Source organism: Streptomyces populi, from assembly GCF_002911015.1.
GTDB classification, from domain to species: Bacteria; Actinomycetota; Actinomycetes; order Streptomycetales; family Streptomycetaceae; genus Streptomyces; species Streptomyces populi.
In genome coordinates this window covers 1-21,458 of record NZ_KZ626972.1, presented here as the reverse complement: position 1 = coordinate 21,458, position 21,458 = coordinate 1, and the positions used below count along the sequence as shown (strand labels likewise).

The window sequence follows — 21,458 nt, the reverse complement described above, 5'->3', positions numbered from 1 at the left end:
TCCGCGACACCGACGACCTGCTGCTCGCCATCGCCGACGAACTGATCGGCCGGACCCTGCGCGACTGGCGCCCCACGGGGGACTGGCGCGCCGACCTCCGGGACCTCGGCCTGCGCGTGCACTCCGGGTCCCTCGCCCACCCGCAGGCCGCCGTGCTCAGCTCCTACCGGGTGACCGGCCGGGCCCACGAGATCCAGGCGGTGGAGACGATCCTCGGTGTGCTCCGCGGCGCCGGATTCCCCGACGCCGAGGCCGTACGGATCTACCACGCCTTCGTCGACCAGGCCCTCGCCTTCGCGGCCCTGGACGCCGCGAGCGCCGCCCTGCCCCCCGCCGCCCGTGACGCCGAGGCCGGCGTGTGGCGGGCGATGTACGCCCGGCTGCCCGCCGACAGCCACCCGAACATCGCGGCGACGGCCCGCCACCTCGTGCACGACATGCGGCGCAGCGCCTATCCGACGGCGCTCGACATGCTGCTGGGCGCGGCGGCGGCCCGGCTCGCGGAGATCACCGGGGGCGAGCGCGCGGCCGGATCCGGGCACGGGGGCGGTCGCGCGCCGGAGACCGGGCCCGCGGACGGCCGCGCGGCGGGATCCGGACCGCATCCGCCCGGCCCGTCACACTGAGGCCCGTTCCACCGTCGCGCCCGCGGAGCGCCTGCCCGCCGCCGCGGGCACGCCGCCCGCGCACCGCGGTTCCGGTGCCGTCCCGCACGAGCCCTCCGGACGTGGTCGCGTGCGGGACGGCACGTGGCCGGTGGCCGACTGAAATCCCCGGACGGGGCAACCCGGGACGGCAGGGCAGTGGCGGCCGGACGCCGCCCCGTCGTCCCGGAACCCCCTCAGGGAGGAAACATGGCACTGGTCACGGCAGCCGTCGTGGTGCTCGACTGCGCCGAGCCCGAGAAGCTCGCCGCCTTCTACATGGAACTGCTCGACGCGCGGCAGACCGACGTCGGCAGCAACCGCGTCGAGATCAAGGGCGCCGACGGAATGCGGATGGCCTTCCGCCGTGACGCGAACGTCACGCCGCCCAGCTGGCCACGTCCCGAGAACGCCTTCCAGGTCCACCTCGACTTCCACGTCGACGACCTCGACGAGGCGGAACTCAGGGTGATCGGCCTGGGCGGGCGCCCGCTGGAGACGAAGGGCGAGCCGGGCCCGTACGAGGAACGCGGCTACGCCGACCCGGCCGGACACTCCTTCACCCTGCGCAGCGCGCGGTCGACAGCCCCGAAGCAGGGCTGACCGGCCGGGCCCTCCCGCGCACGCGCCGCTCAGTCGCGGCCGGACGCGTCGGGGGAGGGCCACACGCCCGTGGACCGCTCGATGGCCTTCGCGCCCGAGCGGTCCACCGCGCTGCGCACGACGGCGAAGATCGCGCCCTGGAGGGCGGCGGCGAACAGCACCTCGCCCCAGCCGCGGTCCCGGTCCAGGGCGTCGGGGGCGTTCTCCTCGTGACGTATCGCCATCCAGGTCTTCTGGAAGGCGAGACCGGCGAGAGCGCCTCCGGCCCAGCTCAGCACGAAGCCGACCGGCTTGTAGGTCAGGGACAGTTTGCGTTTCTTCTGCTTCTTGGACACCGAGGCTCCTTCTCCACTCCCGAGGCCGCCACGTACGCCGGCCTCCTGCCACCGGGTACGAGTGCCCTGTACGCGGCCTTCGTACCCGGTCCGATTCCCCCGGCCGATTCTCCCGGCCCGCCCGGTGTGAGGCAGGGTGCCGAGGGAAACCGGCCGGTGTGAGCGGCGAAGAGACGACAGGACCGGTGGAAGGGACGGGGCACGCCCCGTCGGGGCGGCGGGGACGGAAGGAGGACGGCGCCGACAGCAGGACCAAGGTCACCGTGATCGTGGCGCTGGGCGCCAATCTGCTGATCGCCGTGGCCAAGGCGGTGGGCGGCCTGATCTCCGGGTCTCCCGCGCTCCTCTCGGAAGCCGCGCACTCCGTGGCGGACAGCATGAACGAGGTGTTCCTGCTGGCGGCGCTGCGCCGCAGCCGCCGCCCCGCCGACCGACGGCACCCGTTCGGTTACGGCAAGGAACGGTTCTTCTGGTCGCTGCTCGCGGCCGTCGGCATCTTCGTCATGGGCGGCTGCTTCTCCTTCTTCCAGGGCTTCGAGGCGCTCCGCAACGGCGCCGAGGAATCCTTCGGCGGTTACATGACGGGTATCGCGGTGCTCGTCGTGGCCCTGCTCGCTGAGGGCGCCTCGCTGCTGCGCGCCGTCTTCCAGGTGCGGGGCAAGGCGGGCGACGGCATGCGCGACCCGGCCCTGCGGACGGTCGTCGCCGAGGACGGCACCGCGGTACTGGGCGTGAGCCTCGCGATCGTCGGCATGGTGCTCCACATGGTCACGGGCCAGGTCGTGTGGGAGGCCTGCGCCTCCTTCGCCATCGGGCTGCTGCTCGTGTGCATCGCCTTCTGGCTCGGCAGCGACGCCCGTGAACAGCTCATCGGACGCGCCGTCGACGAGGAGCAGAGCGGCCGGATCCGGGAACTGCTGAAGGCGCAGCCCGAGATCGACAGCGTCGAGGCGCTGCTGACCATGGAACTCGGCCTCGACTCGACCCTGGTGGCCGCCCGGATCGACCTGGTACCCGGGCTCGACAGCGAGGAGGTCGAGGAGGTCGCCGTCCGTATCAAGCGCTCGGTCGCCCACACCTTCCCCGGGGCCGACCAGATCTTCCTCGACGTGACCGACGCCGGAGCGGCGCGAGCGGCCGCGGGCCGCGGAGGGGCGGGCGACCGGTCCCGTACCGGCGGCACGGCGGCGGGAGACCCGGCCGTGTCGGGCTCCGCGACGACGGGAAGCCCCGCCGCGACGGGGGAGCGCGGCGGGGCCTGACGGACGGGTGCCCGGCGTCCTTCGGTTCATGCACGCCGGTCCGGTGGGATCCGGGAGTTCCGGAGTGCCGTTCCCCGTGGTGCGCCGGAGTCAGCCGGCCGGCTCCAGCACGAAGACGGGGATCACCCGGTCGGTCTTCTTCTGGTAGTCGGCGTACGGGGGGTACGCGGCGACCGCGCGCTCCCACCACTCGGCCTTCTCCCCGCCGGTGATCTCCCGGGCCGTGAACTCCTTGCGCTCGGGCCCGTCCTGGAGCTCGACACGGGGGTCCGAGGTGACGTTGTGGTACCAGACCGGGTGCTTGGGGGCACCGCCGAGCGAGGCGACCACGGCGTACCGTCCGTCGTGCTCGACGCGCATGAGCGGGGTCTTGCGGATCTTGCCGCTCTTCGCGCCGCGTGTCGTGAGGATGATGACGGGCAGGCCGGTGTCCGCCAGGGTCGTCCCCTTGGTCCCGCCGGAACTCTCGTACAACTCCACCTGGTCCCGGACCCACTGGGTGGGGCTGGGTTCGTACTCGCCCTCGAGTGGCATGACTTCCGTCCTGTCGTCGTGTCGGACCGGTCGTGTCCCGGCTCGATTCAACACCAGCACGGACGTGGATCCTCCGCACCGCGGCCCGCGCGGTTCCTCGCGTCGGGCCGATCCCCCGGTGGGGTGTACGGGGCCGTCCCGGGCCCGCGCCCCGGCCCTCATGACGAGGACACCAGGACGCGTACGGCCAGCAGCATGATCACGCCGCTCGACACGAGCCCCGTCACCAGCCGCCCCCGGTGCCCCGTCAGGGTCCGGCCGAGCAGGGCGCCGCCCCCGGCGATCAGGAGCTGCCAGCTCGCGGACGCGGCGAACGCGGCGAGGACGAACACCCCCTGCTCCAGCGGACGGACCGCCTCGGCCGTCCGGCTGCCGAGCACCAGCGCGGCGAAGTAGACGACGGTGGTGGGGTTGAGGAGGGTGATCCCCAGCAGCGCGAGGTAGGCGCGGCCGGGACGCGGGGGGTCCTGACCGGTCCGCTCGGCGAGCCGGCGTTCGCGGTACCGGCGGACCGCGCCGATCGCACCGTGGACCGCCAGCGCGGCCAGCACCAGCGCGGAGACCCGGCTCAGCGGGAGCATCACCGGCTGGAGCGCGGCGGCGAGCACCGTACCGCCGAGAGCTGCGGCCAGGGCGTACAGTCCGTCGGCCGTCGCGACGCCCAGCGCGGCCGAGGCGCCGATCCGCAGGGACGTACGGGCGGTGAGGGAGACGAGATAGGTCGCGACCGCTCCTACGGGCATGGCGATGCCGTAGCCCGCGAGGAGCCCCGCGACGAGCGCGGCCGTCACGACCGGGGAAGCTCGGGCCTCCGGGGTCGGCCGGGCTGCTGCTGGACCCGCACCGGACGGACGGTGGCGGAGGTCGGCGGCAGGAAGGCTTCGTTCGTGGACATGGGCAGATGTTCGGGCCGCCGGACGCACCCGCGCAACCCGTTTTCGGAAGGGGGTCCCGGGGACTTCGAGCCAGGAGCGGGCAGGCGGGGCGCCGGCGGGGCCGGGAGCCCGCAGGAAACGGAACCGTGCCCGCCGCCCTTCGGCCAGATCGCGCGAGCGGCTCATCTGGCCGAACTTCGCGTGGCCGCATAGATGCCTGGGGCATCTAATGAAGATCGGAAAGAGGGAACCGTCGCTTGCGAGGTCACTCATGACAGAAACTCCCCTGACCCGATCCCCCGCGGACCGGCCTCCGGAGTCCGGGCGCTCGGCGTTCCGGCGTCCGGGACCCGGGCTTCCGGCGCCGGAGCGTCCGGCGTCCACGGGCTCGGCGCCCGAACCTCCGGCGTCCGGGCTCACGGCGTCCGGGCCGCCGCCGGCCGCGTCTCCGGTCGTTCCGCCGTCCGTCGCTCCACCCGTCGCTCCGGCCGTCCCCGCGATCGCCTTTCCGCAGGACCGGACCTGTCCCTACCATCCGCCCGCCGCCTACGCGCCACTGCGCGAGGGGCGTCCGCTCGCACGGATCTCCCTCTTCGACGGGCGTGACGTCTGGGTGGTCACCGGCCAGGGCGCCGCCCGTGAACTCCTCGCCGACCCGCGGCTGTCCTCGGACCGCACGCTGCCCGCGTTCCCGTCGACCACCGAGCGGTTCGCGGCGACACGCAACCGCAGGGTCGCGCTGCTGGGGCTCGACGACCCCGAGCACCACGTCCAACGCCGCATGCTGGTACCGAGTTTCACCCTCAAACGGATCGCCGCGCTGCGCCCCGGCATCCAGGAGACCGTCGACCGGCTGCTCGACCGCATGGCCCGGCAGGGCCCGCCCGCCGAGCTGGTCAACGACTTCGCGCTTCCCGTGCCCTCCATGGTGATCTGCGCGCTCCTCGGAGTCCCTTACGGCGACCACGACTTCTTCGAGGCGCAGTCCCGCCGGCTGCTGCGGGGCCCGGACGCCGCCGACATCGAGGACGCACGCGACCGGCTGGACTCCTACTTCGGCTCGTTGATCGAACGCGAGGAGAAGCATCCCGGCGACGGGCTCCTCGGCGAACTCGTCCGCGACCAGCTGCGCGAGGGAAGGGTGGACCGCGAGGAGCTGGTCTCGCTGGCGACGATCCTGCTCGTCGCCGGGCACGAGACGACGGCGAACATGATCTCGCTGGGCGCGTTCACCCTGCTCGGGCATCCGGAACGGCTCGCGGAACTGCGGGCCGAGCCGGCTCTGATGCCGGCCGCCGTGGAGGAGCTGCTGCGGTTCCTGTCCATCGCGGACGGGCTGCTCCGGGTCGCGGTCCAGGACGTCGAGATCGCCGGAACGACGATCCGCGAAGGCGAGGGCGTCGTCTTCTCCACATCGGTCATCAACCGTGACGAACGGGCCTTCCCCGAGCCCGACACCCTGGACTGGCGGCGCCCGGTCCGGCACCATGTCGCGTTCGGTTTCGGCATCCACCAGTGCCTCGGCCAGAACCTGGCGCGGGCCGAGATGGAGATCGCGCTGCGCTCGCTCTTCGACCGGTTCCCCGGCCTGCGGCTCGCGGTCCCCGCCGACACCGTGCCGTTCAAGCCCGGGGACACGATCCAGGGGATGCTGGAACTCCCCGTGACCTGGTGAGGGGCCGCGTGACCATGGACATCGGCATCGCGATCGACAGGGACGTCTGCATCGGCGCGGGTCAGTGCGCCCTCGCCGCTCCGGGGGTCTTCACCCAGGACGACGACGGGTACGGCACGTTGCTGCCGGACCACGCGCGCGGCGGCGACGACCCGATGCTGCGGGTGGCGGCACGGGCCTGTCCGGTGGGGGCGGTCACGGTGACGGAACACGCGACCTGAACCGTCGGCGGGCCGCGCGGGACCCCGGCCCGGCGATCCGCGGCCCCGCCGGTCGACGGCGGCCGTGGTTCTCCGCCCGGGTTCCCGCCGCCCTCCGGCGTGTTCGGCCGGGCGGGTCCGCCCGCGGACGTCATGCCGCTCCGGGTGCGCCTGCGTCGCCTAGTGTTCCGTTCGTACCCGCGTTCGTGTCCGTGTGCCGAGGAGCCCCCATGCCCGACCGTCCGCCCCTGCCGCCCTTCACCCGCGAGACCGCCCTCCAGAAGGTCCAGGCCGCCGAGGACGCCTGGAACACCCGTGACCCGCACAAGGTCTCGCTCGCCTATTCCGAGGACTCGGTCTGGCGCAACCGGGACACCTTCGTCAGGGGCCGCGCGGAGATCGTCGAGTTCCTCACCGGCAAGTGGGCCCGGGAGCACGAGTACGCCCTGCGCAAGGACCTGTGGGCCTTCGACGGCAACCGCATCGCCGTCCGTTTCCAGTACGAGTCGAGGGACGCCGACGGCCGGTGGTGGCGCTCGTACGGCAACGAACTGTGGGAGTTCGACGAGCACGGTCTGATGACCCGGCGCGAGGCCTCCATCGACGACGTGCCGATCGAGGAGACGGAGCGCCGGATCCGCGGGCCGCGCCCGGAGTCGGAGCACGGGCGGAGCTTTCCGCTCCGTTAGGGGGACCTCCCTCTCCGGCGGGGAGGCGACCGCCACCGGCGGGACCGGATCCTGACTAGGGTTCGCACGTGAGCGAACCCACCGGGAAACCTTTCCTCTACGTCGTCGTCTGTGCGGCCGGCGTCGCCGAGGACGTCGGCACGTTGATCGGCGCGGCGCAGGAGCGGGGCTGGGAGGTCGGTGTCATCGCGACGCCCCAGGGCCTCGGCTTCATCGACGCGGCGGCGGTCGAGGAGCGGACCGGCCGTCCGGTCCGCTCCGCCTGGCGGGCCCCGGGCGACCCGCGTCCCTTCCCCGCGCCGGACGCGGTGGCCCTCGCGCCGGCCACCTTCAACACCGTCAACAAGTGGGCGGCCGGGATATCCGACACCCTCGCCCTCGGAACGCTGTGCGAGGCCTACGGACTCGGCGTCCCGATCGCCGTACTCCCTTGTGTGAACGAGGCGTTGGCGGCTCATCCCGCCTACCGCGCCGGCGTCGAGCGCCTCCGCGGAATGGGCGTCCGCTTCGGCGACCCGTACACCGGTGACGACCGGCAGGGCGGGGAACGGGGGGATTTCCACTGGGAACGGGTGCTGGACCTGCTGACCCCCGGGGCGTGAGCCCGGTCCGGCGCTCGCGTTGCCGCGCGTGGTCCGGCGAAGGAGTTGAACATGTTCAAATCTGCTGGCAGGATGGCGGGCGCGTGATCGGCCCCCGGCCGAACCGCAGTCATGCGTGGCACCGCGACGGAGGGCCGGACCGTGAAGACCGAACCGCCCGGCCCGGTACGGCGGGTCGCGGCCCTCGTCGTCTGCCTGTTCGTGCTGGTGGGATGCGATCCGCACATGTACGACGAGGTGCCCGCGGTGCGTGACGCGAAGCGGGCGGAGATCGTGGGCACATGGCGTTGCCTCGACGGCACGGAAGTCGCTCTCCGCGCTGACGGAACGGCCGGCGTCCGCCTCCTGGACGGGCAGGAGTTCGACTACGACGACAGGTGGAGGGTGTCGGGGACGGGGGCGTGGGAGCTGACCGACGAGCGCGCCGGGTGGAACGACGGCCGGCACGTCCGGCTGACCCTCACCTCGCGCACGGCATCGGCCACGCGCGCTCCCGGTCCCGGCGAGCGCCCCGACCCCCCGGACGGGCACGAGCCGGCACCCGACACCTACACGTGGACCTTCGAGCTGCGGCGCGACGACAAGAAGCGGCTGCTGCTGTACTTCTTCTTCGGCGACCCCGACTCCCGCAGCGCCTACGTCATGGAGCGGGCGTAGGCGGGCCCGGCCGGCCGCCGGTCAAGGTCTCCGGAAGAGCGTGATCGAGTGGCCGACCTCGTCGATCCGCCTGCTCGTGGCGAGCAGGGCCTTCAGCCGGGTGCCGGCCTTGTCGATCGAGGTGTCGGACACGACGAGCAGCCCGTGCACCCGGTCCGCCGGCACCGTGAGCGGATCGGCCGCGTGGATGCCGTAGGCGGACGGCACACCGGCGCCCTTGTAGACGAACCACACCTTCTCGTGCGGATGGCGCCCCTCCAGCCGGTCGGCGAGGCGGCCGAGGTCCTGGCCCCAGTCGACGTTCGAGTCGTGCAGACGCAGGTAGGTCTTCTCCGGGCCGCCGAACGCCTCGTTCGAGTAGGTCAGGTAGTACGGGTACGTGAGCACTGAACTGACGGCGGCGAACAGGACCAGCGCCGCCGTCGCGGCTCCCGCCCACCCCGGCCGCCACCGCACGCCCCCCGTCCGTGCCGGCCGCCACCGCACGCCCCCCGTCCGTGCCGGCCGGCGCCCGCGCACGGCGACGACGGCGCAGCCCGCCACGACCGCGAGGAACACCGGCACGAACAGGGCGTAGCGCACGCCGAGATCACGGGAGCCGGTCATCGCCGAGGCCAGCAGCAGTGCCGGGGGGAGGAGGAGGTACGGGACCGCGGGGCGCAGCCGGCGTACGGACAGGAGGGCGGACGAACCTGCCGCCCACAGTGCCGCCGTGCCGATCGGGGTCTTCACCAGCAGCGCGGCCGGCAGGTAGTACCAGAGCGAACCCCGGTAGAGCCGGCCGAAGAGGAAGCCCTGCCAGGTCGCGTCCTCGAAGCCGAACTGGATCCTCATCCCGTCCCGGTAGGGCTGGGGCAGGGGCAGGTGGCCGATGAGCAGCGCGCGCGGCCCGTGCACGGCCGGGAGGTCCGCGGGCGCCGTCCAGCGCAGCCGGGGATCGACGGCCAGATACGTCGCCCACACCACGGCCACGGCCGTCACGGCCGTCCCGGCGGCGGCCGCGGCGGCGAGTCCGAGCAGCCGGACCCTCGCCCGTGTGCCGCTCCCCGGCGCCGTGCCACGGCCGGGGCCGCCCGCGCGCCACACGGACACGACCGCGAGGAGCAGCACCACCGGAACGGCCGGCAGCATGCTCGTCTTCGTCGCCACCGCCGCGCCGAGCGCCGTCGCCGAGAGCGGCAGGTACAGCGACGGCCGTCGTCCGGCCCGCCACATCAGCCACACCGACGTCAGCAGGAAGCCCGACGCCGGCACGTCGAACGTGGCCAGCGAGCCGTGCGCGATCACGTCGGGCGAGAACGCGTAGAGCGCGAGGGCCACCAACGCGCCCGTACGGCCCGCGAGTTCACGCGCGAACGCGAGGACGACCAGGCCGAACAGCAGGGTCAGGACGATCACCGGCAACCGCGCCCACAGCATCACCCGCCAGGGATCGTCGCCGGACTCGTACAGCACGTGCCGCCCGAGCTCCGTCTGGTCGCCCTCGAACGCGGGGTCGAGGTGCGGGTGCGCGAACAGCAGGCCGGCCGCGATGACCAGTTTGCCCAGCGGCGGATGCTCGGGGTTGTACCGCAGGTCGTGCTGCTGGAGGTAGACCGTCGCGGTGCCCACGTACACGGGCTCGTCGATCGTCGGGGTCTGCTCCACGGCCGTGCTGACCATGGCGACGGCCATCTGGGCCAGCAGCAGGGCCACGGCCGCGACGAACACGGCCCGTCCGTGCCGCCGCAGCCGTTGGAGGAGCGTGGGCGGCGTCGTCACCGCGCTGTTCACCGGCACACGTTCATCGTGCCCGCCGGACGGGAACGCAGGCCTGCCCCTTGTCACGTCCGCTCCGTACGGGCCTGTTCGTCGGACGGCCCACGGATCCGGGCGCGCGCCGGGGCGCCGGCCGGACGACCCGGCCGGCGCCCGGCAGGGGAGGCACGGGCATGCCCGGCCCCGCGCACGAAGGAATCGCGGGCGGCGGTGTGCGCGGGGCCGGGTGCACCTGGGCTCTCCGTCCCGGCCTCGCCTCAGTAGGGGGAGGCCGGGTCGCGCGGCGTGAGGGCGACCGCCCGGCGCAGGGCGGCCCGCCAGGCGAAGGCCACGGCCAGCTCGACCAGGCCGATCAGCACCATCCACAGACCGAGCAGCCGGGTCAGGGCACGGGCCGACTCGGTCGGCAGCGCCAGGACGACGATGCCCGCGATGATGCCGATCGCCGCCCCGCACAGGACGAAGCCGCGGTGCGGCAGGTCCCTGGAGGCGAGGGCGGTGTACGCGGTCAGCACGCCGGACACGAGCCAGACGATGCCGAGGATCAGGGAGAGCGCGGCGATGGTCTGCATCGGGTGGCGCAGACACAGGACACCGGCCAGGACGTAGAGCACCGCGATCAGCAGCGTCGCGAACCGGTTGCCCTGCTCCCGGTGGCCGAAGACCGACACGAACCGGAAGACGCCGATCACCAGCAGGTAGAGGCCGAGGAGGACCGCGAGGACGTGCAGGGTCTCGTCCGGCCAGACCAGGATCAGGATGCCGGGGACCAGTGTCGCGACGGCCGAGCCGAGGAGCCAGGTCCAGGAGGCGCCGACGCGGTCCAGCAGCACCGCCGGGTCACCCGGGGGCGCGTAGGCCCGGCCCCCGGGCCCGGGTTCGGGGCCGGTGGGCGGTGCCGAACCATGCGATTCCGTCATGGTTCCTCCTCACGCGGTCGAGCGGACCGGTCGCGGACCGCCGACGGGACGGTGGGTGGATTCCCGGCATCCACGGTCCCGTGCGCCGGGGTCCGGCGGCTCACCCCCGGCGGGTGATCCTCGCGGGCACCCGGATGCTCGCCGTCACCCGGGCAGTTGGCGCATCTCCACGACCCGCAGTCCGAGCGAGCGGCAGCGGGCCAGCAGCCCGTACAGGTGTGCCTCGTCGACGACCGGGCCGAACATGATGGTCTGGCCCGAGATCAGCACGTGGTCCATCTCCGGGAACGCCTCGGAAAGCGTCTCCGACAGATGTCCCTCGACGCGGATCTCGTACTGCATGCGGGCTCCCCCCGGCGGGCGGCCTGGGGCGGGCGGACGGCGCCCTTCCCCACGATCATCCGGCATCCCGCCCCGCCCGCCCTCACCCGCAGGAGGTGAACCTGGAGGTGGATCCGGGGGCCGAGGGGGCGAGGAGCCCGGGGAGCCGGGCACGCCCCGCGCGGTCACGCCTGTTCGAGGGGGACGCCCGGGGCACCCGTTCCCGGGTCCTTCCCGCGGCCCGCCCGACCGGTGGGCAGATGGGTCGTGACCAGCAGGCTGGCGAGCGTGATGCCGCCGGCCGCGAGGATCGCCGCCTTCAGACCGTTCAGCTGCGCCGTCGCGTAGGAGTCCGTGACGGCGTCGACCTCGGCCGCCGGCAGCCCGGCCCGTTCGGCCGCCGAACGCACCTGCTCGGTGGGGACGAAGCTGATGCCGGCCTCGAGCGCGACGCTCGTCTGCTGCCGCGCCTCCTGCGACACGTCCGGGTTCTTCGCCACCTGGGTGGTGAAGGCGTGCGCCAGCGCGCCGACGAGGATCGACCCGATCAGCGCGGTACCCAGCGCGGAGCCCAGGTTCTGCGCGGTGAACTGGAGCCCGCCGACCTCGCTGCGCTCCTCCTCGCCGGCACTGGACTGCACCACGTTGCCCAGCTGCGAGGCGAGCAGCCCCATGCCGACGCCCAGCAGGGCCATGGCCCCGGCGAACTGGGCGTCGTCGATGACCGGCTCGATGGTCGCCAGCAGCCAGGTGATGGCTCCGAGCAGCGTCAGCAGGGCCAGTCTGACCACGCGGCGCGGCCCCATCACCCGCCCCAGCCTGGAGGCCAGCACGGAGGCCACCAGCATCGTGACGGACACCGGGAGCAGCCGCAGACCCGTCTCGAACGCGTCGAACCCCTGCACCACCTGGAGGTACAGCGGGATGGCGAAGAACAGGCCCAGCAGGATGAGGTTCTGGCTGACCAGGGTCAGCAGGCCCGAGCGCAGGGGCAGCCGGTGCAGCAGCGACAGGTGGATCAGGGGGTCGGTGCCGTGCGCCTCCCTGCGGCGTTCCCACTTGGCGAACGCGGCGAGGACGAGCACCCCGGCCGCGACCACGAACAGGGTCGGGGCGAAGCCGAGGACGGTGAAGGGAGGGTTCTGGGGCTGCACCCATCCCCAGGTACCGCTCTGGAGGACACCCAGCACGCCCAGCCCCAGGCCGGCCGCCGACAGGAAGGCGCCCACGCCGTCGAGCCGGGGGCGGCGCTCCGGCCGGGGCGACTCGGGGATCGCCCCGCGGAAGCAGAGCATCGCGATCACGACGACGACCTCGCCCGCGAAGACCAGCCGCCAGGTGAGGTACGTCGTCACCCAGCCGCCCAGCAGCGGTCCGACCGCGATGCCCGCGCCGGCGAGCCCGCCGATGACGCCGTAGGCGACGGCCCGGTCCCGTCCGGTGTACGACTCCGCCACGAGGGCCGCCATGGCCGGCAGCACCAGGGCGGCACCGAGCCCCTCGACGACCGACCAGCCGAGGGCGAGCATCCACAAGGTGGGCGCCACCGCGGTCAGGCCCGACCCCACGCCGTAGACGACGAGTCCGACGAGGAACAGCCGACGGCGTCCGAGGATGTCGCCGAGCCGCCCGCCGGTGGCCATGAACGCCGCCATGACCAGCGCGTAGAGCGTGATGACGGCCTGGATGGCGGTCACCTCGGTGTCGAAGTCCTCCACCAACTGGCTGATGGACACGTTCATGACGGAGGTGTCCAGGACCATCAGGAACTGGGCCGTCCCGAGCACGGCCAGAGCGCGCCACTGTCTCACCGGTGACCACCTCGTCGATTCGGCCCGCGGGGCAGCCGGGCCGGACAGGGCGTCCGGCACGGTTCCGCTCCCACGGCACATCCATGGCACCCGGAGCCCCGTTCCCGCGCCACCCGGGCGACCGGCTCCCGCGGCAACCCGCTCCCGTGACACCCGCGGCCGTTCCCATGACACCAAAAGCGCCGGGCCCGCGCCTCACCCGTCGCGGGGGACCGGAGTCTGCCTTGCGGCATCCGGGACAGCGGGTGACGATCAGTGTGCGGGGGTTGCACCGGGGAGGGAACCGTGGACCCGGATCACATCGGATCGGACGCGTCGCCGCTGCCGAGAGAACGCGGAGGCAGGACCCCATGGCAGGGCTGCTGACCCCAGGTGGCGACCCCCTGCTCGCCGTCCGGTTCACCGTCCCGGACCTGACGGAGACCTTCGTCCGCAGGCCACGGCTGGTCGCGCGCCTGGACGAGGGCGTCCAGGGCCCCCTGACCCTGGTCAACGGGCCCGCGGGCGCGGGGAAGACGCTCCTGGTCGCCCACTGGATCTCCACGACGGACCGTCCGGACGACGTGGCCTGGCTGACCGTGGAGCACGAGGACACCGGCCCCGGCATCTTCTGGACGTACGTCCTGGAAGCGCTGCGGCGGCACGGAGCGGCCGTGCCGGACGACATCGGCAGCCCGTCCAGCCCCGGCGACGTGGACCACTCCCTGCTGACCAGGCTGGCCGCCTGGCTGAGCGAGCGCGCGGAACCCGTGATCCTCGTGCTCGACGAGTTCGACCGGGTGGGAGCCTCCGCGGAGGTCGCCGACGAGCTCCAGTTCGTGCTGCGCCACGCGGGCGGCGGACTGCGCCTGGTCGTCGTCAGCCGTACGGAACCGCAGCTGCCCCTGCACCGCTATCGCGCCGCCGGGATGGTCGCCGAGGTCCGGGGCGCCGACCTGGCGTTCGTCCCGGACGAGACGGCCGCCCTGCTGGGCCGTCACGACATCCGGCTGTCGGACGACGGCGCGCGGTCGCTGACGGAGTGGACCGGGGGCTGGGCGGCCGGACTGCGCCTGTGCATCCTCGCGGCCCAGCACGTCGACGATCCGGACACCTTCATCAAGAACTTCGAAGCCGGTCAGAGCACCCTCGCGGACTTCCTGCTGGCCGAGGTCCTCGAGGCGCAGTCGCAGGAGACCCAGGACCTGCTCCTGCGTTCGAGCATCCTCGATCAGATCCACCCCGATCTGGCCAACGCCCTGACGGGCCGGGACGACGCGGATCCCATCCTGGCCGGGCTCCAGCACGCCAACGCCTTCGTCGAGGCCATCGGCCATTCGTGGTACCGGCTGCACCCCCTGTTCGCGGAGATCCTGCGGGTCCACCTGCGGGTCAGGCTTCCGGGCCTGGAGCCGGAACTGCACCGGCGGGCCGCCCGCTGGCTGAGCGGGGCGGGACTGCTGGCGGAGGCCCTGCCGCACGCGGCGGGGGCGGGTGAATGGGAGCTCGCGGCGGACCGGTTCGTCGACGAGCCGGCCATCGGCGAGCTGCTGACGGGGCTCGACGCCGAGCGCCTCGACGGACTCTTCGCCGCCATGCCCCCCGACGCGACCGGACCGGCCGCGTGTCTGGTGCGCGCCGCCCGCGAGCTCGCCCGCCACGACGTCGACCGGGGCCTGGAGTATCTGCGCCGGGCCGGGGAGAGCCTGATCGGCGAGGAAGCCGGCACCGCGGCCCTGCGGCTGAGCCACGCGCTGCTGCGGGTGTTCGCCGCCCGGCTGACCGGCTCGGCCGACCTGGCGCAGACGGCGGCCGACGAGATGACGGCGGCGCAGCTGTCCCTTCCGGCCGAGCGGCTGGAACGGCACCCGGAGCTGCCGGCCCTGATGTTCACGGGCCTGGGATCGGCGCAGCTGTGGGCGGGCCGGTTCGACGAGGCCCGGACCTCGCTGTCCGCCGCCGTGCAGGTCGACGACGGACCGTCCACAGCGTCACCCCGGCACGAATCCCTCGGCCGGCTCGCCCTGATCGACCTCCTGTGCGGGCGGCCGGGCCGCGCGGAGTCGCACGCGCGGGCGGCGGTCGCCGGGGCGGAGCGCTCCGGTCTGCCGCCCCCCGCCCGGACGGGGGTCGCCCAGCTCGTCCTGGCGGCGGTCGCCGTCGACCGTGACGACCTGGCCGCGGCGCAGACCCACCTGGACCAGGCGACCGCCTCCAGCGCGGCCGCGCACGATCCCGTCGCGACGGCGGGCCTGGCCCTGGTGCGCTCCCGACTGCTGCTGGCCAAGGGACATCCGAAGGAGGCGCTGCGCGTCCTGCAGGAGCTGGGGCGCCCGCCGCACGGGGCCGAACCCTCGCCATGGGTCGGCGACCGGGTCGCGCTGGCCATGTCCGGCGCGTACCTGGCCCTGGGCGAACCGCTCGCCGCGGTCGAGGTCCTCGCGGAGGAGGGGGCGACCGGGCCCGAGGCCACGGCGGCCGCCGCCCGCGCCCGGCTCGCCACCGGTGACCGGGAGGCGGCACGCGCCCTGCTCGACGGACTCCCCGGTGAGCTGGACGAGGGCCCCGGCATCGTCGTCCGGGTGCTGCTCGCGCGGGCGCAGACCGCGGACGCGCTGGGCGACGACTCCACCGCCCGGCGACTGGTGGCGCGGGCCCTGCGGACGGCCAGACCGGAACACCTGCGACGGCCGTTCATCGAGGCGGGGGCCTGGCTGCGGACCTTCGTGCGGCACCGGCCCGTGCTGGCCCAGGGGCACGAGTGGCTTCCCGGGATGGCCGCGGTCCGGGGCGCCGCGCCGGCTCCGCGGCCGGGCGAGGAACCGGTGCTCGCGCCGGTGCTCGAACCGCTCAGCGAGCGCGAACAGGAGGTGCTGGAGCGGCTGGCGCAGATGATGTCGAGGGACGAGATCGCCGCCGACCTGCATCTGTCGGTCAACACGGTCAAGACCCATCTCAAGAGCGTCTACCGCAAACTCGCCGCCACCCGCCGGGGCGAGGCCGTACGAAGGGCCCGCGATCTGCACCTCCTGTGAGACCGCGGACCCCTCGCGCCGGGCGCGGGCCGGCTCCGCCGGAGCCCGGCTAGATGCCGTCCTCGTCCGGCCTCGCCACGCAGAGCGCCCAGATGACGAATCCGTACAGCGCTATCAGCGTCAGCGACCAGACGGGGTAGTACGGGATGGAGAGGAAGTTGGCGATGATCAGCAGCGCCGCGATGCCCACGCCGATCACGCGTGCCCAGGTGGCCGCCGTGAACAGGCCGAGGCTCACGACCACGGCGACCGCGCCGAGCGCCAGGTGGATCCAGCCCCAGCTCGTCAGATCGAACTTGAAGACGTAGTTCGGGCTGGTGACGAACACGTCGTCCTGGGCGATCGCCATGACGCCCCGCAGGATGTCCAGGACGCCGGAGACGAACAGCATCACCGAGGCGAAGATCGTCAAGCCGCCGGCCGCCGTCATGGTGGCCCTCGAGTGGGTGTGCTGCTGGGTGGTTGCCATGGCGAGACCTCCGTTGCACGGGCTGCGACCGCAGCCACTCACCACCGAGCGTGCGGCAGCCGGGCGCCCGCGGCCTCACCCGCTAGGGGTGACGATGAACGGACATCCGCCGGGGAGTCTGGGCCGGGCCGGGCAGGACGCGGGGGCGAGGAGGGGCCGGCGCGGGCGGCGGCACCGCCGTCCGCGCCGGGGGACCGCCGGAGCCCTCAGTTCCCGAGCAGCGCCCTCAGCTCGGGCTGGAGCAGATCCCCGTGGGCCCGGACGAGGTCGTCGCACAGGTCCCAGATGCGCTCGACGGGGAGGGCGGCGGCCGTCGCGGGGTCGGCCATCGCGGCGTGCCGGATGTGCTGCGGCTCGTGGTCGGTGGCGGCGCGGACCACCAGGTCGGTGACGGAGACGTAGGCGCTGTTCAGCGCGGCGCACTGCGGGGGCAGCGCGCCGACCCGGGTCGGCTGCACCCCCGACGCGTCCGTCAGGCAGGGGACTTCGACGACGCAGTCGGCCGGGAGGTTGTCGATCAGGCCGCGGTTGGGCACGTTGCCGTAGATCCTGCGGGGAGTGCCGGTCACGGTGCTGTGGATGATCTGTGGGGCGTACTCCAGGGTGCCCTCGACGGGGAGCGGCACCCCGGCGGCGAGGGCGTCGCGGGTGCGCCGGTAGCTCGCGGCGTTCTCCTCGATGATCTCCAGATAGGCGCCCACCGGCAGTCTGAGCCGTTCGATCTCGCTGTCGTGGTGGAGGTACCAGGGCACGTACTCCGAGGAGTGCTCGCTCGTCTCGGTGGGGTAGTGGCCGAGGCGGCGGTACATGTCCACGCGGACCCGGCGCAGCAGCTCCGGGTCCCGGGCGATGGCCTCGTCCAGGAGGGGGTGGAGGTCCTGGCCCGCGCGCTCGAAACGCAGCACCCACGCCTGGTGGTTGACCCCGGCGGCCAGGTACGTGACCTCCTCGAACGGGACCCCGACGAGCTGGGCGAGGTCGTGCATCGTCCAGTGGACCGAGTGGCACAGGCCGGTGACCCGCAGCTCCGGGGCGATGCGGCTCAGGTAGAGGACGTTCATCGCCATGGGGTTGGTGTAGTTCAACAGCAGCGCGTCCGGGCAGAGTTCGGCCATGTCGGAGGCGAGCGCGCGCAGCACCGGGAAGGTACGCAGGGCGCGGAAGATCCCGCCGACACCGAGGGTGTCGCCGATGGTCTGGCGCAGTCCGTGGCGGGCGGGGACGGCGAAGTCGGTGCGGGTGGCCCCGTCCATGCCGACCTGGATGATGTTGATGACGAAGTCGGCGTCCTCCAGGGCCGCCCGGCGGTCGGGATGCGCGGTGATCACGGGCTTGGCGCCGCGTACGCCGGCGATGTACCGGGCGGCGCCCTCGGCGGTGTCGAGCCGCTCCGCGTCGATGTCGTGCAACGCGATCCGCGCGTGCGCGAGTTCGGGGAACGTGAACAGGTCGGCCAGCAGCCCCTGGGTGAACACCACGCTCCCGGCTCCGATGAAGGCGATCTTCGGGGCGGTGACGTCGTTCATGAACGGCTCCTGGTGTCGCGGGTGCGGGGTGTTCGTGGTGCGGCGGTGTCCGGGGCGTTCGTGCCGGGCGGGACGCCCGCGTCCGGCCCGGGGCCGGCGTGGGCCGCGGCGAGGGCCTGGTCCCAGGTGGCCTGGGCCGCCGTACCGCCGTGGGCCCGTGTCGAGAGCGAACCGCAGGCCGCCGCCACCGTGAGCGCGGAGCGCAGGCCGAGGCCGCGCAGGGTCGCGGCGACGAACCCGGCGTCGAAGCTGTCGCCCGCGCCGACGGTGTCCACGGGGTCGACGGCCACGGCCGGGGTGCGCGTCAACCGGGTCCCGGTGTGGGCGAGGGCCCCGTTCGGGCCGTCCTTGACCACGACCGTCGGCCCCCGCCCGGCCAGGACGGCGGCGGCCCTGACGAGGTCGCCCTCCCCGGACAGCGCCGCCGCCTCGGCCGCGTTGGGCAGCAGGAAGTCGGTGAACCTCATGACCGGGGCGAGGAGTTCGGGGTCCCAGCGACCGGCCGGGTCGTCGTTGGTGTCGAGCGAGGTCGTCGCGCCGTTCTGCCGTGCCAGGACGAACACCGCGGCCAGGCAGCGCGCCAGACGGGGCATCAGGAAGAACGAGGCCGCGTGCACGTGCCGGGAGGCCCGTACCAGATCCCGGGGGACGTCCTCGGGACCGGTGGCGGTGAGACAGCCCTGGGCCGTGAGGACGGCCCGGTCCCCGTCCCCGGCCATGACGACCGTCGTGAGCGGAGTGGGCCGGACCGGGTCGGTGGTCAGGAAGCCCACGTCCACACCGCGCCCGGCGAGGGTCTCGCGCACGAAGGCGCCCGCGGGGTCGTCGCCCACCCGGCCCGCGAAGGCGACCCGCAGTCCGAGCCGCGCGGCCCCGCACGCCATGATCGCCGCGGAGCCGCCGAGCACCAGCCCGGCGTGCTCGACGAGCTGTTCGCGCTGCCCGAACTCCAGCGGGCCGCGCAGCGGGCCGACGACGACGTCCGGATTGGCGTCGCCGACGACCAGGAGATCGAAGGATGTCATCGTGTCCTAGCCCTTCAGGCCGCTCGACGTGAGCGACTGGACGAAGGTCTTCTGCGCGAGCAGGAACGCGACCAGCACGGGCAGCACGGTGATCACGTTGCCCGCCATCACCGCCGACCAGCGCGTGTGGTGCTGTCCCTGGAACGTCGTCAGACCGAGCTGCAAGGTGTACTGCGTGTCGTGGTTGATCGCGATGAGCGGCCAGGACAGGTCGTTCCAGGTGCTCAGGAACGTCAGCACGGCGACCGTGGCCAGCGCGGGCCGGGCCAGCGGCATGACGATCGAGAACAGCACCCGCAGCCGCGAACACCCGTCGATCCAGGCCGCCTCCTCCATCTCCCGGGGCAGACCGAGGAAGAACTGCCGGAACAGGAAGACCGCGAACGGGGTGACGAGCGACGGCACGATCAGCGCGCCGAGCGTGTCGATGAGACCCAGCTCCTTCATCACCAGGAAGGTCGGGATCATCGTGAGCTGGAAGGGGATCACCATCGTCGCCAGCATCAGGGCGAGCAGGGCCCGCGACCCGGCGAACCGCATCCGCGCGAACGCGTAGCCGCCGAGCGCGCCGAGGAGCAGGTTCGACAGGACGGCCGCGAGGGCGACGACCAGTGAATTGGCGAACCAGCGGGGGAACATCGCGTTCCCGAGCACGTACCGGTAACCGCCCAGGTCGATCCCCTTCGGCCACAGCGCGGGCGGGAACCGGTTGATCTCCGCGTCGGACATCACCGAGCTGAGCACCAGCCACACCAGCGGCAGCGCGAAGCACAGCGTCAGCGGCGCCAGCAGCAGGTGCCGGCCGCTCGGCCTGCGGGAGGTGACGGGTGAACTCATCGGACCGCTCCTTCGGTACGTTCCTGCCGGCGCCGTACGAGCCGCAGTGCCCCGCCCGCCACCAGCAGGGCGACCGCGAGGACGTACGCCGCCGCGGCCCCGTAGCCCGCCGTGAACATCTGGAACGCCTGCTGCCAGACGAAGTAGACGACCACGCCGGTCGAGCCGAGGGGGCCGCCCTTGGTCGTCACGTAGATCAGGTCGAAGACCTGGAGCGCCGTGATCAGCTGCCACAGCAGCAGGAACACGGTGACCGGGGTGAGGGTCGGCAGGACGATGTGGCGCAGCACCCGGGCGCGGCCCGCCCCGTCGATCCGCGCGGCCTCGACGAGTTCGGGCGGGACGTCCTGGAGCGCGGCCAGGTAGACGACGACGCAGAATCCGACCCCGCTCCACAGCGAGATCAGCACGAGCAGATAGATCGCCTGGTCGGGATCGGTGAGGAAGCCCTGCGGGGAGATCCCGAGGTGGTGCAGCAGGGAGTTCGCGACCCCGAACTCTGGGTCGAGGATGAACGAGAACAGCACGCCCTGCGCGGTCGCCGACACCACGAACGGGACGAAGACGAGCGTGCGGTACAGGCCGATGAACCGGATGCGGCGGTTCAGCGCCAGGGCGAGCACCAGCCCGCCGGCCAGGCTGAGCGGCACGTACAGGGCGCTGTACAGCAGCGTATTGCCCACGGCCGTACGGAAGTTGGGATCCCGGGCCAGCGCCCGGTAGTTGTCGAGGCCGACCCAGCGGCCCGGGGTGACGAGGTCGTCGGCGCGGAAGGAGAGCAGCAGCGACCAGACGACGGGCACGATGCTCAGACCGAGGATCACGACGACCGCCGGGCTGATGAAGGCCCAGGCGGTGGCGCTCTCGCGGCGGCCGCGGCGGCGGGCGGCGCGGCGCCCGGCGGCCGGTGTCACCGTGGGTCCGGGGACGACGGTGAGGGCGCGGGGAAGGGTGGACATGACGGCCTCCTTCAGCCGGAAGTCGGCTGGGAACGTCTGACGTCGAGGTCACCGGGGACGAGCCGGGGTCACCGGGGGATGAGCAGGGCCGCGTCGGCCGTGCCGGCGCAGCGGCGGACGGCGTGGGCGGGGGAGTCCTTGCCGAGCAGGACCGAGACGATCGCCTGGCCGAGGGCCTGGGAGATCTGCGGGTAGGCCGCGTGCACGGGCCGGACCCGGGCGGAGGCCAGCGTGTCGGTGAACACCCCGAGCCCGGTGGTCGTCGCGGAGTGCTCGCGCCACTCGGGACGGCGGGCGGTGGCCGAGCTCAGCGGGAGGCTGCCCGCCGAGAGGTCCCATCGGGCGTCCTGGGCGGGCCGGTTCATCCAGCGCACGAACTCGACGGCCGCCCGGGAGCGGGCGGGGCCGTTGTCGAACACGGTCCAGGTGTCCGGCCCGGATATGGTCATCGGCCTGCCGCTGTACGTCGGGAGCGGGACGACGCCGTAGTCGACCTTCGCGGTGACGACGTCCGGAAGCTGCCAGGGGCCGGTCGCCACCATCGCCATCCGGCCGCCCAGGAAGACCTGGTACATCTGCTCGCTGCCGGGCTTCGGGTCCACGTACACGCTCTTGTCGCGGGCGAGCCGGGCGAGGGTCTCGAGGGCCCGGGTGCCCTGTGCGGCGAAGCCGATCCGCTTGCCGTCGGCGGCGATCACCTCGCCGCCGAGGTCCCAGATCATCGGCCACAGCCGCCAGACCG

The 21,458-nt window shown here is 73.3% G+C and carries 22 protein-coding genes; 9 read left to right on the top strand and 13 right to left on the bottom strand.

Going from position 1 to position 21,458, the window contains the following annotated elements; all coding sequences use genetic code 11:
* Both CW362_RS37475 and CW362_RS37470 read left to right on the top strand, forming a co-directional pair.
* Positions 1-626 (top strand): TetR/AcrR family transcriptional regulator C-terminal domain-containing protein (locus CW362_RS37475; RefSeq protein ID WP_103554060.1); only part of this gene is annotated, 626 nt, incomplete at its 5' end.
* A 228-nt stretch (positions 627-854) separates the two neighbouring features.
* A complete protein-coding gene (locus CW362_RS37470; protein WP_103554059.1) occupies positions 855-1,247 on the top strand; it encodes a VOC family protein in 393 nt (130 codons plus the stop codon).
* A gap of 29 nt (positions 1,248-1,276) precedes the next feature.
* Here the strand turns inward: CW362_RS37470 and CW362_RS37465 are convergent, their stop codons facing one another.
* Complete coding sequence (locus CW362_RS37465) at positions 1,277-1,582, bottom strand: DUF4235 domain-containing protein (protein ID WP_103554058.1); 306 nt, start codon at positions 1,580-1,582, stop codon at positions 1,277-1,279.
* Positions 1,583-1,845: 263 nt separating this feature from the next.
* On the opposite strand from CW362_RS37465, the gene CW362_RS37460 reads away from it, so the two are divergent.
* Entirely contained in the window at positions 1,846-2,844 is a 999-nt protein-coding gene (locus tag CW362_RS37460; RefSeq protein WP_103554065.1) for a cation diffusion facilitator family transporter, read from the top strand.
* Positions 2,845-2,934: 90 nt separating this feature from the next.
* Here the strand turns inward: CW362_RS37460 and CW362_RS37455 are convergent, their stop codons facing one another.
* Positions 2,935-3,378, bottom strand: a complete 444-nt coding sequence (locus CW362_RS37455) for a nitroreductase family deazaflavin-dependent oxidoreductase (RefSeq protein WP_103554057.1) — start codon at positions 3,376-3,378, stop codon at positions 2,935-2,937.
* Between the two features lie 158 nt (positions 3,379-3,536).
* Positions 3,537-4,169, bottom strand: coding sequence for a LysE/ArgO family amino acid transporter (locus CW362_RS37450; RefSeq protein WP_206301192.1), 633 nt, complete (start codon positions 4,167-4,169; stop codon positions 3,537-3,539).
* Between the two features lie 355 nt (positions 4,170-4,524).
* Here CW362_RS37450 and CW362_RS37445 point away from each other — a divergent pair, with 355 nt between their 5' ends.
* The 5 genes from CW362_RS37445 (at position 4,525) to CW362_RS37425 (ending at position 8,076) form a co-directional block, all read left to right on the top strand.
* The gene (locus CW362_RS37445) at positions 4,525-5,928 is read left to right on the top strand and encodes a cytochrome P450 (protein WP_112477709.1); all 1,404 of its coding nucleotides are present in this window, start codon (positions 4,525-4,527) and stop codon (positions 5,926-5,928) included.
* Positions 5,929-5,942: 14 nt separating this feature from the next.
* A complete protein-coding gene (locus CW362_RS37440) occupies positions 5,943-6,149 on the top strand; it encodes a ferredoxin (RefSeq protein ID WP_206301193.1) in 207 nt (68 codons plus the stop codon).
* A gap of 209 nt (positions 6,150-6,358) precedes the next feature.
* Positions 6,359-6,817, top strand: a complete 459-nt coding sequence (locus CW362_RS37435; RefSeq protein WP_103554056.1) for a nuclear transport factor 2 family protein — start codon at positions 6,359-6,361, stop codon at positions 6,815-6,817.
* Positions 6,818-6,885: 68 nt separating this feature from the next.
* Positions 6,886-7,419, top strand: coding sequence for a flavoprotein (locus CW362_RS37430; protein WP_103554055.1), 534 nt, complete (start codon positions 6,886-6,888; stop codon positions 7,417-7,419).
* Positions 7,420-7,560: 141 nt separating this feature from the next.
* A complete protein-coding gene (locus CW362_RS37425; RefSeq protein ID WP_206301191.1) occupies positions 7,561-8,076 on the top strand; it encodes a hypothetical protein in 516 nt (171 codons plus the stop codon).
* 21 nt (positions 8,077-8,097) lie between these two features.
* Here CW362_RS37425 and CW362_RS37420 read toward each other — a convergent pair whose 3' ends face one another.
* The 4 genes from CW362_RS37420 to CW362_RS37400 form a co-directional block, all read right to left on the bottom strand.
* Positions 8,098-9,750 carry an ArnT family glycosyltransferase gene (locus tag CW362_RS37420; protein WP_103554061.1) on the bottom strand — a complete coding sequence of 551 codons (1,653 nt, stop codon included), beginning with the start codon at positions 9,748-9,750 and terminating at the stop codon, positions 8,098-8,100.
* 341 nt (positions 9,751-10,091) lie between these two features.
* Entirely contained in the window at positions 10,092-10,754 is a 663-nt protein-coding gene (locus CW362_RS37415; protein ID WP_103554054.1) for an HdeD family acid-resistance protein, read from the bottom strand.
* 144 nt (positions 10,755-10,898) lie between these two features.
* On the bottom strand, positions 10,899-11,096 hold the full coding sequence (locus CW362_RS37410; protein WP_103554053.1) for a hypothetical protein: 198 nt from the start codon (positions 11,094-11,096) through the stop codon (positions 10,899-10,901).
* A gap of 164 nt (positions 11,097-11,260) precedes the next feature.
* A complete protein-coding gene (locus CW362_RS37400) occupies positions 11,261-12,886 on the bottom strand; it encodes an MFS transporter (protein WP_103554051.1) in 1,626 nt (541 codons plus the stop codon).
* Positions 12,887-13,236: 350 nt separating this feature from the next.
* On the opposite strand from CW362_RS37400, the gene CW362_RS37395 reads away from it, so the two are divergent.
* The gene (locus tag CW362_RS37395; protein WP_103554050.1) at positions 13,237-15,900 is read left to right on the top strand and encodes a winged helix-turn-helix domain-containing protein; all 2,664 of its coding nucleotides are present in this window, start codon (positions 13,237-13,239) and stop codon (positions 15,898-15,900) included.
* Positions 15,901-15,949: 49 nt separating this feature from the next.
* Here the strand turns inward: CW362_RS37395 and CW362_RS37390 are convergent, their stop codons facing one another.
* The 6 genes from CW362_RS37390 to CW362_RS37365 all read right to left on the bottom strand — a co-directional run.
* On the bottom strand, positions 15,950-16,369 hold the full coding sequence (locus CW362_RS37390; protein WP_103554049.1) for a DUF7144 family membrane protein: 420 nt from the start codon (positions 16,367-16,369) through the stop codon (positions 15,950-15,952).
* Positions 16,370-16,575: 206 nt separating this feature from the next.
* A complete protein-coding gene (gene melA / locus CW362_RS37385) occupies positions 16,576-17,895 on the bottom strand; it encodes an alpha-glucosidase/alpha-galactosidase (RefSeq protein WP_103554048.1) in 1,320 nt (439 codons plus the stop codon).
* The gene (locus CW362_RS37380; RefSeq protein WP_103554047.1) at positions 17,892-18,920 is read right to left on the bottom strand and encodes a carbohydrate kinase family protein; all 1,029 of its coding nucleotides are present in this window, start codon (positions 18,918-18,920) and stop codon (positions 17,892-17,894) included. The genes melA and CW362_RS37380 overlap by 4 nt, the downstream gene beginning before the upstream one ends.
* A gap of 6 nt (positions 18,921-18,926) precedes the next feature.
* The gene (locus tag CW362_RS37375) at positions 18,927-19,757 is read right to left on the bottom strand and encodes a carbohydrate ABC transporter permease (RefSeq protein WP_103554046.1); all 831 of its coding nucleotides are present in this window, start codon (positions 19,755-19,757) and stop codon (positions 18,927-18,929) included.
* A complete protein-coding gene (locus CW362_RS37370) occupies positions 19,754-20,716 on the bottom strand; it encodes a carbohydrate ABC transporter permease (RefSeq protein ID WP_103554045.1) in 963 nt (320 codons plus the stop codon). Before CW362_RS37370 ends, CW362_RS37375 begins: the two co-directional genes overlap by 4 nt.
* A gap of 68 nt (positions 20,717-20,784) precedes the next feature.
* Positions 20,785-21,458, bottom strand: a 674-nt coding sequence (locus CW362_RS37365) for an extracellular solute-binding protein (RefSeq protein WP_162684362.1), incomplete at its 5' end; no start/stop codon positions are given.